This is a genomic window from Sphingomonas faeni (assembly GCF_023195535.1).
Lineage (GTDB): Bacteria > Pseudomonadota > Alphaproteobacteria > Sphingomonadales > Sphingomonadaceae > Sphingomonas > Sphingomonas faeni_B.
Map to the genome: position 1 here is coordinate 560,122 of NZ_JALPNF010000002.1, position 16,596 is coordinate 576,717.

The 16,596-nt window shown below is 65.8% G+C and carries 18 protein-coding genes; 6 read left to right on the forward strand and 12 right to left on the reverse strand.

All coding sequences use genetic code 11. The features are described from left to right. Window positions 1-345: 345 nt before the first annotated feature. The 4 genes from SPHN_RS07055 to petA all read right to left on the reverse strand — a co-directional run bounded on the left by SPHN_RS07055 (window position 346) and on the right by petA (window position 3,782). Window positions 346-894: an adenine phosphoribosyltransferase gene (locus tag SPHN_RS07055; RefSeq protein ID WP_248522275.1), complete on the reverse strand. Its 549-nt coding sequence runs from the start codon at window positions 892-894 to the stop codon at window positions 346-348. Window positions 895-1,042: 148 nt separating this feature from the next. Further along, window positions 1,043-1,885: a cytochrome c1 gene (locus tag SPHN_RS07060; protein ID WP_248522277.1), complete on the reverse strand. Its 843-nt coding sequence runs from the start codon at window positions 1,883-1,885 to the stop codon at window positions 1,043-1,045. 21 nt (window positions 1,886-1,906) lie between these two features. Then, the gene (locus SPHN_RS07065) at window positions 1,907-3,205 is read right to left on the reverse strand and encodes a cytochrome b (RefSeq protein WP_248522279.1); all 1,299 of its coding nucleotides are present in this window, start codon (window positions 3,203-3,205) and stop codon (window positions 1,907-1,909) included. A 10-nt stretch (window positions 3,206-3,215) separates the two neighbouring features. Further along, window positions 3,216-3,782, reverse strand: coding sequence for a ubiquinol-cytochrome c reductase iron-sulfur subunit (gene petA, locus SPHN_RS07070; protein ID WP_248522424.1), 567 nt, complete (start codon window positions 3,780-3,782; stop codon window positions 3,216-3,218). A 203-nt stretch (window positions 3,783-3,985) separates the two neighbouring features. Here petA and SPHN_RS07075 point away from each other — a divergent pair, with 203 nt between their 5' ends. From SPHN_RS07075 to SPHN_RS07085, 3 genes are all read left to right on the forward strand, one after another. Next, entirely contained in the window at window positions 3,986-4,435 is a 450-nt protein-coding gene (locus SPHN_RS07075; RefSeq protein ID WP_248522281.1) for a tRNA (cytidine(34)-2'-O)-methyltransferase, read from the forward strand. 171 nt (window positions 4,436-4,606) lie between these two features. Continuing rightward, complete coding sequence (gene hemF, locus SPHN_RS07080) at window positions 4,607-5,449, forward strand: oxygen-dependent coproporphyrinogen oxidase (protein WP_248522282.1); 843 nt, start codon at window positions 4,607-4,609, stop codon at window positions 5,447-5,449. 3 nt (window positions 5,450-5,452) lie between these two features. Continuing rightward, window positions 5,453-6,046, forward strand: a complete 594-nt coding sequence (locus tag SPHN_RS07085; protein ID WP_248522284.1) for a GNAT family N-acetyltransferase — start codon at window positions 5,453-5,455, stop codon at window positions 6,044-6,046. Window positions 6,047-6,169: 123 nt separating this feature from the next. On the opposite strand, the gene SPHN_RS07090 is transcribed toward SPHN_RS07085, so the two are convergent. Both SPHN_RS07090 and SPHN_RS07095 read right to left on the reverse strand, forming a co-directional pair. After that, window positions 6,170-6,910, reverse strand: coding sequence for a hypothetical protein (locus tag SPHN_RS07090; protein WP_248522286.1), 741 nt, complete (start codon window positions 6,908-6,910; stop codon window positions 6,170-6,172). Next, window positions 6,907-7,728: a hypothetical protein gene (locus tag SPHN_RS07095; RefSeq protein ID WP_248522288.1), complete on the reverse strand. Its 822-nt coding sequence runs from the start codon at window positions 7,726-7,728 to the stop codon at window positions 6,907-6,909. The genes SPHN_RS07090 and SPHN_RS07095 overlap by 4 nt, the downstream gene beginning before the upstream one ends. A gap of 99 nt (window positions 7,729-7,827) precedes the next feature. On the opposite strand from SPHN_RS07095, the gene lipB reads away from it, so the two are divergent. The 3 genes from lipB to SPHN_RS07110 all read left to right on the forward strand — a co-directional run bounded on the left by lipB (window position 7,828) and on the right by SPHN_RS07110 (window position 9,853). After that, window positions 7,828-8,505 (forward strand): lipoyl(octanoyl) transferase LipB, encoded by a 678-nt coding sequence (gene lipB, locus SPHN_RS07100; protein ID WP_432715062.1) that lies wholly within the window; start codon window positions 7,828-7,830, stop codon window positions 8,503-8,505. An 88-nt stretch (window positions 8,506-8,593) separates the two neighbouring features. Beyond that, a complete protein-coding gene (locus SPHN_RS07105) occupies window positions 8,594-8,860 on the forward strand; it encodes a hypothetical protein (protein WP_128455324.1) in 267 nt (88 codons plus the stop codon). Between the two features lie 282 nt (window positions 8,861-9,142). After that, on the forward strand, window positions 9,143-9,853 hold the full coding sequence (locus SPHN_RS07110; protein ID WP_248522290.1) for a hypothetical protein: 711 nt from the start codon (window positions 9,143-9,145) through the stop codon (window positions 9,851-9,853). A gap of 238 nt (window positions 9,854-10,091) precedes the next feature. Here SPHN_RS07110 and queE read toward each other — a convergent pair whose 3' ends face one another. The 6 genes from queE to SPHN_RS07140 form a co-directional block, all read right to left on the reverse strand. Continuing rightward, window positions 10,092-10,724: a 7-carboxy-7-deazaguanine synthase gene (gene queE / locus SPHN_RS07115; RefSeq protein WP_248522292.1), complete on the reverse strand. Its 633-nt coding sequence runs from the start codon at window positions 10,722-10,724 to the stop codon at window positions 10,092-10,094. A 4-nt stretch (window positions 10,725-10,728) separates the two neighbouring features. Beyond that, a complete protein-coding gene (queC, locus tag SPHN_RS07120) occupies window positions 10,729-11,433 on the reverse strand; it encodes a 7-cyano-7-deazaguanine synthase QueC (RefSeq protein WP_248522293.1) in 705 nt (234 codons plus the stop codon). Between the two features lie 317 nt (window positions 11,434-11,750). After that, window positions 11,751-12,638 (reverse strand): Hsp33 family molecular chaperone HslO, encoded by an 888-nt coding sequence (locus SPHN_RS07125; protein ID WP_248522295.1) that lies wholly within the window; start codon window positions 12,636-12,638, stop codon window positions 11,751-11,753. A gap of 357 nt (window positions 12,639-12,995) precedes the next feature. Next, window positions 12,996-13,919: an ornithine carbamoyltransferase gene (gene argF, locus SPHN_RS07130; RefSeq protein ID WP_248522297.1), complete on the reverse strand. Its 924-nt coding sequence runs from the start codon at window positions 13,917-13,919 to the stop codon at window positions 12,996-12,998. A 169-nt stretch (window positions 13,920-14,088) separates the two neighbouring features. After that, the gene (locus SPHN_RS07135) at window positions 14,089-15,279 is read right to left on the reverse strand and encodes an aspartate aminotransferase family protein (protein ID WP_248522299.1); all 1,191 of its coding nucleotides are present in this window, start codon (window positions 15,277-15,279) and stop codon (window positions 14,089-14,091) included. A 79-nt stretch (window positions 15,280-15,358) separates the two neighbouring features. Further along, window positions 15,359-16,579 (reverse strand): hypothetical protein, encoded by a 1,221-nt coding sequence (locus SPHN_RS07140; RefSeq protein WP_248522301.1) that lies wholly within the window; start codon window positions 16,577-16,579, stop codon window positions 15,359-15,361. Window positions 16,580-16,596: the final 17 nt, after the last annotated feature.

A 16,596-nucleotide genomic window follows, 5' to 3' on the forward strand; every position in this document is an offset into this window, starting at 1 on the left:
TGGGGTCTGACAGGGTTTTGGGTTCGGCAGGAGCTTGGAGAGGAACCGGCACGCCCTTCCTTACTGTTCCCTCGCGGACGCGGGGGTCCAGGGTAATGGAGCGCCGCGGTACTTAGCTGGGCCCCCGCGTCCGCGGGGGAACAGTTTGGGGGAACGGTTTGGGAGGGATGCTTCCTCCCCGGCGGAGGCCGGGGCCCAATTGGAATGGGTGAGGTAACGGCGCGACGTCCTTCGTTAGGGACGTTCCCAAATTGGACCCCGGCCTTCGCCGGGGGGGGGAGCTGTATGGGGCGCCGTGCACACGATATGCGAGCGGCGGGCGCGCAGCAGTCTCGTGGCGGGCGATCAGTGGCCGGGGAACTGAATCAGGGCCGAGGCCTCGATGCCGTCCGAGCGTAGGGCGTCGGCGCCGCCGAGCTCGGGGAGATCGACCAGGAACTGCGCCTGCGTGACGGTCGCGCCGGCTTTGTGGAGCAGGCGGACGGCGGCGCGGGCGGTGCCGCCGGTGGCGATCAGGTCATCGACCAGCAGGACGCGGGCGCCGGGCGCGAAGGCGTCGGCGTGGATCGCGATACGGTCCGTGCCATATTCGAGCGCATAGTCTTCGGCGATGGTCGCGCCGGGGAGCTTGCCGTCCTTGCGGATCAGCAACACGCCAGCCTTGAGCGGCGCGGCGAGCGCGGCGGCGAACAGGAAGCCGCGCGCCTCGATGCCAGCGACGAGATCGACCGGGCCCGAGACCGCCGCGACCATCCGCTCGATCGCTGTCGCCCAGCCGGTCGGGTCGAGCAGCAAGGTCGTGATGTCGCGGAACTGAATGCCGGGCTTGGGGAAGTCCGGGATGGTGCGGATCAGCGCCTTGAGGTCGGCATTCTGCTCGGCGAAATCGGACATGGATCGTTCCCTTCGTTCCGCGCTACGTCGGCGGATGGGCCGAGACGCGACGCTGCGCCCCGGCCGAAACGAAAGCGGCGGATCGGGCTTATCACCCGTCCGCCGCCCCCTCTATCCGTGCGCCCTTACCGCGGGAGCCCGGCCGCCATCAATGCTTAACGTCGCGCCAGACGTTCTGGTACGCGCCCCAGGCGAGGCCGCAGAAGAGCAAGATGAAGATGATCGACGCGAACCCGGCGGCATGGCGTGCCTCCAGATTGGGCTCTGCGGTCCAGGTCAGGAACGCGGAGACGTCGGTCGACATCTGCTCCATCGTCGGCTTGGTGCCGTCCGCATACGTTACCTGGCCATCCGACGTCAGCGGTGGTGGCATCGCGATGTTGAGGTTCGCGAAATACGGGTTGTAGTGGAGACCCTCGGGCGTCTTGATGTCCGGGAATTCCTTCAGCAGCGCGGCCGGCTGCTTCGTGTAGCCGGTCAGCAGCGAGTGGACGTACGCGGTGCCCTCCTCGCGCGCCTTAGTGATCAGCGAGAGATCGGGCGGCAGCGCGTTGTTGTTCGCGGCGCGGGCGGCCACCTCGTTCGCGAACGGCGACGGGAAGCGATCCGACGGGATGTTCTTCCGCGTGGCCGGCTCGCCGGTTTCCGGATTGATCGAGGGCTGCTCGATCACCCACTGGCTGGCGATCGCCTTAACCTCGGGCTCCGAATAGCCGATCTTCTGCAGGTCGCGGAACGACACGAGCCGCAGCGAGTGGCAGGCGGCGCAGACCTCCTTGTAGACCTGGAACCCGCGCTGCAGCTGGCGACGGTCGAACTTGCCGAACACGCCGTTGGAGGCGAGCTCAAGTTCCTTGGGGTGCTTGTGTGCGACGCTCTCGGCGGTCGGCGCGACGGGATCGGTGATGACCCCCGCGACGCTGCCGAAGAGCGCAATGCCGAGCACCAGCACGAAGGCCGCGCCGACGATGGATGCGATGAGACGAACCATGTGTGTGTCCTCGAGTTCGTATCAGTGCGCGGACGCGGGTTTGAGCGCGGTATGCGCCGGGCTCGTGCCACCCTGCTTGTTCAGCACGGCCTCGGTGATCGAGTTTGGCAGCGGCCGTGGCCGCTCGGAGCGCGAGATGATCGGCAGGATGATCAGGAAATGCGCGAAATAATAGGCCGCGCAGATCTGGCTGAGGATCACGTAGAACGCGTTCGCCGGGGCGCCGCCGCAATAGCCGAGCACCAGGATGTCGGCGACCAGCACCCAGAACGCGATCCGTGCCTTGGGCCGGTAGTTCATCGAGCGAACCGGCGAGCTGTCCAGCCAGGGCAGGAAGAACAGCAGCAGGATCGACCCGAACATCGCCAGCACGCCCCACAGCTTGGCCGGCAGGATGAAGTCCGCGGTGAAGGCGCGCAGAATCGCGTAGAACGGCCAGAAATACCATTCGGGGACGATGTGTGCAGGCGTGGAGAGCGGGTTCGCCGGGATGTAATTGTCCGGGTGGCCGAGATAGTTCGGGAAGAAGAACAGCAGGCTGGCGAAGATCAGCAGGAAGATGCCGAGCCCGAAGCCGTCCTTCGCCGTGTAATATGGGTGGAACGGAACGGTGTCCTGCTCGCCCTTCACGTCGACGCCGGTCGGGTTGTTCGAGCCCGGGATGTGCAGCGCCCAGATGTGGAGGATGATGACGCCCGCGATCACGAACGGCAGCAGATAATGCAGCGAGAAGAAGCGGTTGAGCGCGGCGTTGTCGGGGGCGAATCCACCTAGCAGCCAGATGCGGATGGTGTCGCCGACCAGCGGGATCGCCGAGAAGAACCCGGTGATGACCTGCGCGCCCCAGAAGCTCATCTGGCCCCAAGGGAGGACATAGCCCATGAACGCGGTCGCCATCATCAGCAGGAAGATCGTGACGCCGAGCAGCCACACCATCTCGCGCGGCGCCTTGTACGAGCCGTAATACAGCCCGCGGAAGATGTGCGTGTAGACGACGATGAAGAACATCGAGGCGCCGTTCGCGTGGGCGTAGCGCAGGAACCAGCCCGCGTTGACGTCGCGCATGATGCTCTCGACCGAGTCGAACGCGACCGCACCGTTGGCGGCATAGTGCATCGCCAGCACGATGCCGGTGATGATCTGGATCGCGAGCGCGGCGCCGGCGAGCACGCCGAAGTTCCAGAAGTAATTGAGGTTGCGCGGGACGGGATAGCCGCCGCCGAGTGAATTATAGACGAGCCGGGGAACGGGAAGCCGCTCATCCAGCCACCGCGTCAGCGGCAGCTTCGGTTCGTATTGCTTGGCCCAGGGAAAGCTCATGGTGTTTTCCTCAGCCTACCGTGACGACGGTGTCGGAGTTGAAGGCATAGTCCGGCACCAGGAGGTTGGTCGGTGCGGGGCCTTTGCGGATGCGCGCGGCGGTGTCGTAGGCCGAACCGTGGCACGGGCAGAAATAGCCGCCGAACGGGCCCTTGTTCTCGCCCTCGCCGGCGCCGAGCGGGACGCAACCGAGATGCGTACAGACGCCCAGCGTGATCAGCCAGTTCTTCTTGCCCGCCTTGGTGCGCTCCTCGAGCGTCTGCGGATCGCGCAGCGTCGCGATATCGACCGCGTCGGCTTCCGAGATTTCCTTCGGCGTCAGGTTGCGCACGAACAGCGGCTGCTTGCGAAAGCTGGTCTTGATCGCTTGGCCGGGGAGGATCTTCGACAGGTCGATCTCGGTGGTCGACTGCGCGAGCACGTCGGCCGAGGGGTTCATCTGGTTGATCAGCGGCAGGACGATCGCGACCGCGCCGACGCCGGCGAACGAGACGGCAGCGATATTGATGAAATCACGGCGGCGAGGGTCATGGGCCTCTTCGTGAAACGGCTCTGGCGATTCGCCGGGAGGAACCATGTCGTCGACTGTCGCCATTCATCTCGCCCTTGCACGTTATTTTTTTCGTGGCCGACTGGGCTCTCGGTTTCGCGAAACCACATGCCCATTCCGCCCGACCGTCCCCACGGAGGCTGCGATCTGATAGACGGCGGGACGACGGTTTGCCAACTGCATTTTGCTTTGGGTTACCTCGGCGCCCTCGGCGCGCTAGGGGATCGGGCATGCGTATTGCCCTCTACCAACCCGATATCGCCGGAAATGTCGGCGCGATTTTGCGCACTGCCGCGTGCATGGGAATCGGCGTCGACCTGATCGAACCGATGGGATTCACCTGGAGCGACAAGGCCGTGGCGCGCGCCGGCATGGACTATGTCGGCGTGGTCGACGTGGTGCGGCATGTCGATTGGGACGCGTTCCTGGGACAGGTGACGGGGCGGATCGTGCTGCTGACGACGAAGGGCGCGGTGCGGCTGGATGTGGCCGAGTTTCGCGAGGACGACGTGTTGCTGATGGGGAGCGAGGGGGCTGGCGTGCCCGAGGAGGTGCATGCTCGGGCCGATGTGCGGGTGCTGATCCCGATGCGGCCGGGGTTGCGATCGATGAATATCTCGGTGGCGACGGGGATCGTGGCGGCGGAGGCCTTGCGGCAGACGGGCGGCTGGCCGAGCTAATCCTCCCCGGCACGGGGAGGGGGACCAGCGAAGCTGGTGGAGGGGGTTCACCGCGAACGCACCGCTTCGTCATAACAACCGGCACGCTCGTGGAAGCCCCCTCCACCCTTCGGCCAAGTAGCCGAACGGTCCCCCTCCCCGTTCCGGGGAGGATTTGGTAGAGACGCCCCCATGATCGAACTCGACCCCCAGCAAGCCGCCGCCCGAACCTGGTTCGAATCCCTGCGCGATCGCATCTGCGCCGAGTTCGAGGCGATCGAACGGGAGGCGGGGTCCGACGCGGCGTTCGAATACACCCCGTGGAACCGGGTCGATCCGTCGGGCGAACCCGGCGGCGGTGGCGTGATGGGCGTGATGAAGGGCCGCGTGTTCGAGAAGGTCGGCGTCAACGTCTCGACCGTCGGCGGGACGTTCGAGGGCGATTTCGCCAAGTCGATCCACGGCGCGGGCGACGACCCGCGCTTCTTTGCCACCGGGATCAGCCTAGTCGCGCACATGACCAACCCGCACGTGCCGGCGGTGCACATGAACTGCCGCTTCCTCAACACCACCAAGCGCTGGTTCGGCGGCGGCGGCGATCTCAACCCGCCCTTGCCGATCGAAGAGGATACGGCCGACTTCCACGCGACGATGAAGGCGGCGTGCGACGCGCATGATCCGGCGCATTATCCCCGCTTCAAGGAATGGGCCGAGACCTATTTCTATATCCCGCACCGCAAGGTCGGCCGCGGCGTCGGCGGGATCTTCTTCGATCATCTCGATGGCGATTTCGAGACCAACTTCGCGTTCACGCGCGATGTCGGCGAGGCGTTTCTCGATGCCTATCCGCGGATCGTGCGGCGGCGGATGGATACGCCGTTCGATGCCGCCGACGAGGCGCGGATGCTCGAATGGCGCGGGCGCTATGCCGAGTTCAACCTCGTCTACGATCGCGGGACGCTGTTCGGGCTGAAGACCGGTGGCAACATCGACGCGATCCTGATGAGCCTGCCGCCGCGCGCGACGTGGTCCTAACGGGTGGCGCTGATCCCGGTTGCCGACGACGTCCTCGCGACGATCGTCACGACGCTGGAAATGCGCAAGCGGCCGCCGCTACGGCCGAGCCCGGGGTCGCGGTTGCGGCTGGTGCGGTGGGAACGGCCGGCGCTGGAGAAATACCGAGCGCTGTTCCGGCGGGTGGGGAGCCCATGGCTCTGGTACTCGCGGCTGGTGATGGCGGACGATGCGCTGACCTCTATCGTCCACGACCACGGCATCGCAGTGTATGCGGTGATCGACCCGGCGGGGATCGAGGTCGGCATGCTCGAACTCGACTTCCGCACCGCCGCCGCCTGCGAAATCTCGTACTTCGGGTTGATACCGGAGCTTGCCGGGCAAGGTCATGGCCGGTGGTTGATGGCCGAGGCTTGCGCGCGGGCTTGGGCGAAGGGGGTGGAGCGGGTCTGGCTGCATACCTGCACGCTCGATCATCCTAGCGCGCTGGGGTTTTATCGCGCGCAGGGGTTCGTGGCCGTGACGCGGACGATCGAGACGTTTCCGGATCCTCGGGCGACGGGGGTGCTGCCGGAGGAGACGGCGCCGCAGATTCCGTATCTGGGGAAGCGGGGGTAGTTCGCCCACTTCGTCACCCCGGACTTGTTCCGGGGTTCACCGTTCCGCAAACCCAGCTTTGTCGAGTGTGCGCATCGGTGGATGCCGGAACAAGCCCGGCATGACGGGGGTGGTGGGGCAGGCCTACCGCGCCAGGCGCCGATAAGCGGAAACCGCGATCAGAGCCATCGCTATACCCGCCGCCATCGCCGCCACCGCGGCGCCGGCGTCGACGATCGCGAGCGCGACCGGGTTGGGTTCGCCCGCCTCGCGCAACGCACGATCCAGCATAATGAACGGCGCCCCAGCGATCCAGCCGCTGATGTAGCTGAACGCGGCCAGCCCCATCAGCGGCAACCCGGAACCGCGGCTGAGCATGAAGCTGCGGCGGATCGCGCCGAGCGCCCCGAGCGGTGCCTCGGCGAAAAGTGCCGGACCGGTCAGCATCGTCCGGCCGAGGATGTAGAGCCCGGGAATCGCATACAGCAACAGCCCCGCCCCCGCCGGCAGCGAGACGATCACCATCGCCAGCAGGAAGCGCGGGAAGATTCGCAGGCAGCGCGTCAACGCCCCGCGCAGGTCGGGCTGGTCGCGGTCGAGATACAGCGCGTAGAACAGCGACGTGCCGAAGAAGCTCGTCACATAGGCGAGCAGGTACCAGCCGCCATGCGCGCCCGCCCAGGTCTGCACCGCGTCGGCCCAGGCCATCGCCTGCGCCTCGTTGTCGCCCGCCCCTGCCACAGGCATCGGCGGATCGGGCACGACCAAGGCGAGCGCGAACGCGGGCAGGAACAGGAACGGTGCGGCGATCCGCAGCAGCAGGTCGCGGTCGCGCTTGAACAGGCTCCAGGCGTCGGTGAGGACGGTCGCGAAATCGAGCTTCATGGGGTGACGGATTTCTCTCTGACGGCGACATAGAGCTGCGCGGTGAAGACGGCGGCGAGCGCGGTGAAGGCGGTGGTGACGATCGTCGCGGCGATCCCCGACAGGAAGGTCGCAGTGGCGATCCCGTCGGCGCCGAGCGCGAGGCGGAAGAGGATCCCGGTGACCGCCTGCGCCGCCCAGGTGGAGACCAGCGCCACGATCGCGAACAGGATCATCACGCCGATGATCCGCCACGTCAGCCCCTTGGTCAGCCGGACCGAGCGCCGGATCGCGCCGATGCCGAGACGTTCGTTGAGGACGACCGGGTTGAGCAGCACCAGCCGCGCGCCGATCCAGATGACGGCGATCATGTAGGCGAGGCCGTACAGCCCGACGAACCCGGCCGCACCGGCGCTGGGCGGGGTCATCTGGGCGCTCGACCCGTTCGCGGCGGCGGTGAAGTCGAAGCCCGACTGGATCAGCACGACGATCGGCGGCACCACGAACAGCAGTGCGACGATCATCAGGATCACCGTGATGCCAAGCGCCGGCCAGACGCGCGCGCTGGCCTGACGTCGGGCCGCGGGTGCGTCGGTGGCCGGGTCGGTCGCGATCGCGACGATCGCGAGCTGCGCCCAGATCATCGCCATCAAGGCCACGATCGTCAGCACGCCGCCGACCAGCGCGAACATCGCCGTCCCCGGCGCCGAGAAGGCGACGAAGCCGTCCCGGACGACGCTGGGCAACAAGATGCCGAGCACCGCGATCGGCGCGATCATGCCGGTGCGCCCGTTGAGCACCTCGACCGTGCGATCCCAGACCGTTCCCATCTTCACCATGTGCCGTGCTCCCCCGGTTCCTGCTCTGCGCGAGTTAGCCCAAGCCCCCGCACTTGACCACAGGTTGCAAGTCGACGCGCGGGTGCGCAATTGGGGATCGTGACCACCCTGCCCCCCTCCGCCGCCGCCGGCATCGAATGGCGCACCAGTGCCGGCCTGACCCCCTATGCCGACGCGCTGGCGGAGATGGAGGCACGCGCGGTCGCGGTCGGCGCAGGCGAGGCGCGCGAGCTGTTGTGGATGCTCGAGCACCCGCCGGTCTATACCGCCGGCACCAGCGCGGAGGCAGGCGACCTGATCGACGCGCGCTTTCCGGTGATTCCGACCGGCCGCGGCGGCAAATACACCTATCACGGGCCCGGGCAGCGGATCGGCTATGTCGTGCTGGACCTCACCAAGCGCGGGCGCGACGTGCGCTGTTATGTCCACGCGCTCGAGTCCTGGGTGATCGCGGCGCTCGGCGAACTCGGCGTCGAGGCATTCGCGGTCGATGGGCGGGTCGGCATCTGGACGCTCGATCGGGGACGCGAAGCCAAGATCGGGGCGATCGGCGTGCGCGTGAAACGCTGGGTGACACTTCACGGCTTCTCGGTGAACGTCGCCCCGGACCTGTCGCACTTCGGTGGTATCGTCCCGTGCGGCCTGCCCGAATACGGCGTTACCAGCCTGCAATCGCTCGGCATTCCGGCCGACCTTGCAACTTTCGACGCCGCCCTTGCGTTGACGGTCGATGCTTTCCTTGAAACAGTTTCTTGTCCTCAGCAAAACGAGGCTTGAGGACAAAGCGTTATCGGATTAATGTCCACTACGATTTGGGTATTAAGGGCGAGCAGCCAGCCAAATCCTCTATCTAGGGAGCTTCCACATGCGTGCACTCATTTCCAAGGTCCTGACCGGTTCGCTGATCGCCAGCGCAGCACTCGCCGTTTCGGCTTGCGGTCCTAAGACCGAGACGACCACCGACAACACGATGGTCACCGACATGAACGCCACCGAAGGCATGGACACCATGACCGACAACATGACTGCCGTCGACGGCACGATGAACGGTGGCATGATGGCCAACGACACCATGATGGCGAACGACACGATGATGTCGAACGACACCATGATGACCAACAACGCAATGTAATCTCCGTGGAGATTGCCCGCTTCGGCAGGCAACCTCCGACCGGAATTACATGTTGTGAAAGGCCGCCCGGGCAACCGGGCGGCCTTTTTCGTTCCGGTGCTTCCACGCGTGGGTGGACGGACTTGCGTCACCTGCCGCGATCGTTTCGGAGGCGGCGAATCGAGTTGTGCGATACGCCGCGGACGATGTTCTGCCGATCACCGGAAAAGGTTAAATTCGCTTGGGAGTTTTGCGGAAACGCTCTAGATTCGCGGACTTGAAGTGTGCCCTGGGGAGGTTGGAATGAATGTGTTGCGTACCGCGCTCGCGCTATGCGTGGCGTCGAGCGGGCTCGCTGCGGCGCAGTCGGCGTCGGCGCAGTTCTTTTTGCAGTCGCGCGATTTTTCGGCCGCAGCTGTCACCGGGGATGAGGCCGATCTGGGCCAGCCCCTGCCGGGTGCGACCTCCGCGGAAACGCGCGCTGCGCTCGTCTGGCACATGCGCGCCGCGCTCAACGTCGCCGCGCTGCAATGCCAGTTCGAGCCGACGCTGCTGACCGTGCCCAACTATAATTCGATCCTCGCCGATCATGGCGAAGAGTTGAAAGGCGCGTTCGATACGCTGACCAAGTATTTCCTGCGCGTGAACAAGGCCGCCGGTGCCCGCGCCGGGCAGGCCGCGCTCGACCAGTTCGGGACGCGCACCTATTCCAGCTTCGCGACGGTCGCCGCGCAATACGGCTTCTGCCAGACCGCCGCCTCGATCAGTCGCGACGCGGTGTTCGCACCGCGTGGGCATTTCTTCGAGGTCGCGCTGGCCCGCTCGCGTGAACTGCGCAACAGCCTGATTCCGTGGGGCGAACAGCGCTTCCCGCGCTACATCGGCAACGAGCGGTCGGCGCCCATGATGGTCCGTCTCGACACGATTTGCTGGAACAAGAAGGGCGAATGGGTCGTGAAGAAGTGTGGCGCGCAGAACTGGCCGCCGGTCGGTGTCGGGATTGCCGGGCGGTAACGTCGCTACGGATCCGAACTGCTTCTTGCCGTAGCGTCTGAGGCCAACTGGCAGCGGGCGGCGATCGGTAAGAACGAACACCAGCCCCTTCCTCCAATCCGTCACCCCAGCGAAAGCTGGGGTATCTCACGAGGCGGACGACCGAAGCCGCAACGGGAGATCCCAGCTTTCGCTGGGATGACGGATCGGCGGGTTCTGGGGGAGCCGGCGTCCATCGCGGGACGCCTGCCCCAGCCGATCAGCGCAAACCCAGCAGCTTGTGCGTCTGGAGCGACAACCGCCACTGCGGCCGCGCCATCACCATTTCCACGCACGCCTCGCGGTTCGCCTCCGCGCGCGGATCGTCGAGCGGCTGGAGCAGCAGGTTCGCGAAGTCCCAGGTCTCGACATCGGCGATATCGGTCCCCGGCTGCGGCCAGACCAGCTTCAGTTCGTCGCCGGTGCGCTGCACGACGATGCTGCCCGCCTTGGGGCTGATGCACACCCAGTCGATACCGGGATGCGCGGCGATCGTGCCGTTGCTCTCCATCGCGATCCGGAAACCCTCGGCATGCAGCGCGTCGACGATCGCATCGTCGATCTGGAGCATGGGCTCGCCGCCGGTCAGGACGACGAAGCGGTCGTGCGCGCCCTCCCCCCAGAACCCCGCAACCGCCGCCGCCAAGCCTCGCGCATCGGCGAACTTGCCGCCGCCGAGTCCGTCGGTGCCGACGAACTCGGTATCGCAGAACTTGCACACGGCAGTCGCGCGGTCCTGTTCGCGACCCGACCACAGGTTGCAGCCGGCGAACCGCACGAACACTGCACGGCGACCGGCGTTCACGCCCTCGCCCTGCAGCGTCAGGAACATCTCCTTGACCGCGTAGCTCATCGCGTCAGACCGGCTTTACGGCGTAGCGGGTCGGATCGGCGATGCCCGCCTCGTCGAAACCGCGCGCGCGCAGGCGGCAGCTGTCGCACTCGCCGCAATGGAGCGAGCCCGGTGCCGGATCGTAACACGACCAGCTCAGCCCGAGATCGAGCCCGAGGCGCGTACCTTCGCGGACGATATCCGCCTTGGTCATGTTTTGAAGCGGCGCCTGGATACGGAACGGATCGCCCTCGACGCCGGCCTTGGTGGCGAGTTCGGCGAGACCTTCGAAGGCGGCGATGAACTCGGGGCGGCAATCGGGATAGCCCGAATAATCGAGCGCGTTGACGCCGATATAGATGTCGCGCGCGCCGGCTGCCTCGGCCCAGCCCAGCGCGAGGCTGAGGAAGATCGTATTGCGAGCGGGCACGTAGGTGACGGGGATGCCGCCGCCGTCTTCGGTGCCCACGCCGTCCTTGGGGACGTCGATATCGGCGGTCAGCGCGGAGCCGCCGAACGCGGACAGGTCCATCGGCAGGACGATATGGCGTTCGGCGCCGAGCGCGTCGGCGATCCGGCGCGCAGCGGCGAGTTCGACGCGGTGGCGCTGGTTATAGTCGAACGACAGCGCGAGCAGGCGCTGGCCGGCTTCGCGCGCCATCGCGGCGGATACCATCGAGTCGAGCCCGCCCGAAACGAGCGCGACCGCAAAGGGAGCAGGAGATGTCATGATGCGGAGTGCGCTAGGCCAGCGGCGCGCAAAAAGAAAGGGCCGCCCGGTGGAGCGGCCCTGAGGTTGGCGCAGATCGCGCCACAAGGGAGAAAAAACGTGCCGAATAAAAGCACGTGATCAGGGGTAGCGAAGAGGGGTGAAAAGGACGTTAACGGTCGTCTTTTCCCTCTCCCCTACGGGGAGAGGGAGGGAGCAGCCGCTTGGCTGCGGAAGGGTGAGGGGTAGTTGGGAATGGTGTCCCGAGCCTCACGCCCCTCACCCTCCCACGCGCAAGTACGCGCGGGCCCCTCCCTCTCCCCGGAGGGGCGAGGGTTTTAACCTTCCACCGGTACCGGGAATTTCTTCGCGCAGAACGCGCAGTCGACGACGATGAAGCCGGTCTCGTCCGCCATCGACTGACGCTCCTCGATCGGGAATTTCGAGATCACGCCCTTGATATAGTCCGGATCGCAGCGGCACCCGCGGACGATCGGGATATCCGCGAGGATGCGGACGTCCTCCTCCTCGTTGAACAGCCGCCATACCAAGGTCTCCAGCGGCAAGGTCGCGTCGGTCAGTTCGTCCGCACCCATCGTGTTGCCGAGCGTCGCCACATGCTCCCACTCGGGATGGTCGAGCTTGGTGTGCAGCCGTTCGCGGCCATCCTCGCCCTCGGGAAGATGCTGGAGGAACAGTCCCCCGGCGACACAGCGGCCGTCCGGGCCCTTCGCCATGCCGGTGCGGATCATCGTCGGGATCTGCTCGGACTGGGTGAAATAGCTCTGCGCGGCCTCAGACAGCGTGTCGCCGTCGAGGGGCACGATGCCCTGATAGCGCTCGTTGCTGCTCGCCATGTCGAACGTGATCGCGAGGTAACCGGCGCCGAACAGCGCGAACAGCGACGGCTCGGCGGGGGCTTCGGCGAGCTTGTCGGCATCGTACTCGATATAGCCGCGCACCTCGCCGCCCCGGTAATCGCAGACGAGCAACTGGACGACGCCGTTGTCGGTGCGCGTCTGCATCGTCAGCTGGCCGCTGGCGTCCTTCAGCGTCGAGCCGATCAGCGCGGCGAGCGTGAGCGCCTCGGCGAGCAGCTTCTCGATCGCGGAGGGATAGGCGTGCGCGGCGAGCACTTCGTCGAGCGCGGTGCCAAGCCGGACGATCCGGCCGCGGGCGCTGCGCGCGGGGATCGCGAAGGCCAGCGCGCGGTCGAGATCGGTCATGTTGGGGTCGTTCATCGGAGGGAAGATGGGGAGCGAAGGCGGCGGGTCAACCCGATTTACCATCCGTCACCCCGCCCCGCGTCCGTCACCCCAGCGGAAGCTGGGGTATCCCCGTTGGCGGACGTCGCGGGTTGCACCGGGAGATCCCAGCTTTCGCTGGTATGACGGACGGGGCGAGATTGTGGTCCCTTCACAGGCAGGCGGCGGCTTTTGCCCGTCATCCCCCATGTCCGTCACCCCGGCGGAAGCTGGGGTATCCCTGTTGGCGGACGTCGTGGCTCGTACCGGGGAGATCCCAGCTTTCGCTGGGATGACGGAGGGGCCGGCTGACGTAAACGGCGTGTTACCTCTGCCCTTTCAGCCGATCTGGCCAAAGCACCAGCGCAGCACCGACTTCTGCGCGTGGAGACGGTTCTCCGCTTCCTGCCAGATCAGCGACTGCGGGCCGTCGATCACCTCGGGCGTGACTTCTTCACCGCGATGCGCAGGCAGGCAGTGGAGGAACTTCGCATCGGGCTTGGCCAGCGCCATCAGCGCGGCGTCGACCTGATACGGAGTCAGAGCCGCCAGCTTGGTCTCGGCATGCGCCTGCCCCATCGAAATCCAGGTGTCGGTGACGACGATGTCCGCGCCCTCGACCGCCTCGCGCGGCGTCGACACGATACGCGCCCGGCCCTTGCCCCGCGCCACATCGGCTTCGGTCGGCATATACCCCTGCGGGCAGGCTGCGACGACGTCGAAGTGCATCAACCCGGCCGCCTCGACGATCGACGCCAGCACGTTGTTGCCGTCCCCCAGCCACGCGACCTTAAGGCCGGGCAGCGTCTTGCCGCTCTCGATGATCGTCAACAGGTCAGCCATGATCTGGCACGGATGCGAGGCGTCGGTCAGGCCGTTGATGACCGGCACCGAGGCGTAATGCGCCATCTCCTCGATCTTGGCGTGATCGTCGGTGCGGATCATGATCGCGTCGACATAGCCCGACAGGATGCGCGCGGTGTCGGCGACCGACTCGCCGCGCCCGAGCTGCATCGAGCCTGCGTCGGACACGATCGAGGTGCCGCCGAGCTGGCGGATCGCCATGTCGAACGAGAAGCGCGTGCGGGTCGAGTTCTTCTCGAACACCATCGCGAGGGTGTGGCCGGCAAGCGGCGCATCAGCGTCGGCGCGGCCCTTTGGGAAGCCGGCGCGGGCCGCCTTGCGGTCGAGTGCGTCGGCGAGCATCGCGGCGATGCCGTCGGCTCCGGCATCGGTGAGATTCAGGAAATGGCGGTTGCTCATGGTAACGGACCCCGTAAGAAGTTCCGTTCGTCCTGAGTAGGGGCTGAGCGAAGCCGAAGACCCATATCGAAGGACAGTGCCCCAAGCGGGCCAGTCCTTCGATACGCCACTTCGACTTCGCTCAGTGGCTACTCAGGACGAACGGCATTTAGTGACCGCGCAAAGGCGCTCAATCGTCGGCAGCCGGCACATACACCCGCGCGGCGGTCGACAGCTTGTCGATGCACTCGGCGATGTGGCTCTCGTCGATCACCAGCGGCGGCAGGATGCGAATGACGTTTTCGCCCGCCGATACCAGCAGCAGATTGTGATGATCGCGCGCGAACGCGACGAACGCGCGGCTGTCGCTCTTGAGCTTCAGCCCGAGCATCAGCCCGGTGCCTCGGACGCTGTCGAACAGGTGATCATGGTTCGGGATCATCTGTTCGAGCCCCTGCCGCAACCGGTCCCCCATCGCGGTGACGTTATCGAGGAAGCCGTCCTCGAGGATCACGTCCAGGATCGCCTCGCCTGCTGCCATCCCGAGCGGATTGCCGCCATAGGTGGAGCCGTGCGTGCCCGCGACCATGCCCTTGGCCGCTTCCTCGGTCGCCAGGCATGCGCCGAGCGGGAAACCGCCGCCGATACCCTTGGCGACGGACATGATGTCGGGCGTGATGCCGTACAGCTCGTGCGCGAAGAACTTGCCGGTCCGGCCATAGCCGCACTGGACCTCGTCGAGCACCAGCAACAAACCATGCTCGTCGCACGCCTTACGAAGGCCGGTCAGGAATTCGTGGCTCGCCTGGCGGATACCGCCCTCGCCCTGGATCGGCTCGACCAGGAACCCGGCGGTGTTGTCATCGATCATCGCGAGCGCGCCTTCGAGATCGTTGAAGTTGGCATAGGCGAACCCCGGCAGCAACGGCTCGAAGCCGTCGCGCATCTTGGCCTGATTGGTGGCCGAGATCGTCCCCAGCGTGCGCCCGTGGAACGCGGTGTCGAACGTGATCAGCGTGTGCCGCTGCGGATTGCCGTTGGCGAAATGATAGCGCCGCGCGGTCTTGATCGCGCACTCGACCGCTTCCGCGCCGGAGTTGGTGAAGAACACGGTGTCCGCGAACGTTTTGTCGACGAGCCGCTGCGCGAGATGCTCGCCCTGGGGCGATCCGTACAGGTTCGACACGTGCATCAGCGTCGCAGCCTGCTCGGCGATCGCCTTGGTCAGATGCGGATGCGCGTGGCCAAGCGCGTTGACCGCGATGCCGCTCGCGAAATCCAGATATTGCTGGCCATCCTCGCCATAGAGGTACGCGCCCTCGCCTCGGACCGGACGCACGCCACACCGCGGGTAGACGGGCATGAGCGGGGTGATGGTCACGACGGCAACTCCTTCAAACAGCAAGGGCGACCCGTACCGGCCGCCCGAGCCGTCTAATACGAGCGTGGCAGCCGACGCGTCAACCGGAGGGTTTGTCGACCGTAAGATCGGTCGCCTCTATCCGAGGCACATTCGAACGCACACGAATGTTAGACGCCTTTGCGGAAACCACGTCATAGATCAGGGAATAGCGTTCGATCCGTCGCAGTCCCGGCCTGTCAGCAGCCATGGCTAGCGGCCTGTACAGTCGCTTCGCCAGCGCCGCCTCGACCGCTTCTATCCAACGACCGCGAACGTTGTCGGATTGTCGCACGACATCGACATCCTGTACCGTACCGTCGGGCCGGACCATGAATGCCACGTCGATCCATTGCGGTTCGGGATCGCCGGTCATGAGCACTACGCCCGATCCACTTTTCGAACGCTCGGGCAACGTGACGGCCGGTGCATAGACTAGCACCGCCTTGTCGGTACGCTGCGCCAAAGGGGTCTTTGCGAGTTCGGTCTTTTCGACGTCATGCGCCTTGTTTCCCGCCTGCAGGTGGCGTTCGAGCGTTACCACCGCCTCGCGAAAAGGCGCGAGGTCGGCATCCGTCGTATCCTGTATCCTGCGGATCGCCTTGCGCGCTTGATAGTCATACGCCGGCTCCACGCTCGCCAGCGCCCCATAGAGGACGGCTGTGCGTAACAGGGCAAGCCCTTCCACCTCCTTCAGGCCTGCATCGGCGGCCTGCTTCGCGACCTTGCCATAGACTTCCACGGCCGCGTAAATGCGTCGTTCCTTGGCAAAATTATCACCGACGATAAGACGCTGCATCAGGACACGCGGATCGCTCTTGCCAAGCCCGCTTTTCAGAACGTCCAGCGAGTCGATCGCGTTGATCCGCGACGAATTCGTTTGGCCATTCAAACTGGCCAGTCGGCCATTCGCGCGGATCAGGTCGGCGACGTCAACGGGCAGGTCCTTTGCATATTTCTGGTTGCGGCTGCGCGCTTTCAGCAACGTCCGTCGGGATGCCACATAGTCGCCGGCCAGAAACTGGTTCTCGGCATGCGCAAGCGATGCGTCGATCTCTTCCTTGGGTGGGCAATTGCGCGCGATACATTCGGCCAAGGCGCGTTCGGTACTGGTTAGGCGCTGTCCTACGACGACGATGGTCTTGTCATTACCGAGTGCCTCGGCAGGCGTGGCTGCCGCGGCGGCGGCTTGAAGCATAACGGCGACGAGCAAGATCATCCGGCTAAGCCCTACCCGAGCAACATCCTGCGCCACTGTATCCAACCGTGCACGCTTGTCCATCGACCGTGTTTACAACG

Coding starts and splice junctions, on each gene's coding strand:
- SPHN_RS07055 (WP_248522275.1), bottom strand. CDS start 894: ATGTCCGATTTCGCCGAGCAGAATGCCGACCTCAAGGCGCTGATCCGC.
- SPHN_RS07060 (WP_248522277.1), bottom strand. CDS start 1,885: ATGGTTCGTCTCATCGCATCCATCGTCGGCGCGGCCTTCGTGCTGGTG.
- SPHN_RS07065 (WP_248522279.1), bottom strand. CDS start 3,205: ATGAGCTTTCCCTGGGCCAAGCAATACGAACCGAAGCTGCCGCTGACG.
- petA (WP_248522424.1), bottom strand. CDS start 3,782: ATGGTTCCTCCCGGCGAATCGCCAGAGCCGTTTCACGAAGAGGCCCAT.
- SPHN_RS07075 (WP_248522281.1), top strand. CDS start 3,986: ATGCGTATTGCCCTCTACCAACCCGATATCGCCGGAAATGTCGGCGCG.
- hemF (WP_248522282.1), top strand. CDS start 4,607: ATGATCGAACTCGACCCCCAGCAAGCCGCCGCCCGAACCTGGTTCGAA.
- SPHN_RS07090 (WP_248522286.1), bottom strand. CDS start 6,910: ATGAAGCTCGATTTCGCGACCGTCCTCACCGACGCCTGGAGCCTGTTC.
- SPHN_RS07095 (WP_248522288.1), bottom strand. CDS start 7,728: ATGGTGAAGATGGGAACGGTCTGGGATCGCACGGTCGAGGTGCTCAAC.
- SPHN_RS07105 (WP_128455324.1), top strand. CDS start 8,594: ATGCGTGCACTCATTTCCAAGGTCCTGACCGGTTCGCTGATCGCCAGC.
- SPHN_RS07110 (WP_248522290.1), top strand. CDS start 9,143: ATGAATGTGTTGCGTACCGCGCTCGCGCTATGCGTGGCGTCGAGCGGG.
- queE (WP_248522292.1), bottom strand. CDS start 10,724: ATGAGCTACGCGGTCAAGGAGATGTTCCTGACGCTGCAGGGCGAGGGC.
- queC (WP_248522293.1), bottom strand. CDS start 11,433: ATGACATCTCCTGCTCCCTTTGCGGTCGCGCTCGTTTCGGGCGGGCTC.
- SPHN_RS07125 (WP_248522295.1), bottom strand. CDS start 12,638: ATGACCGATCTCGACCGCGCGCTGGCCTTCGCGATCCCCGCGCGCAGC.
- argF (WP_248522297.1), bottom strand. CDS start 13,919: ATGAGCAACCGCCATTTCCTGAATCTCACCGATGCCGGAGCCGACGGC.
- SPHN_RS07140 (WP_248522301.1), bottom strand. CDS start 16,579: ATGGACAAGCGTGCACGGTTGGATACAGTGGCGCAGGATGTTGCTCGG.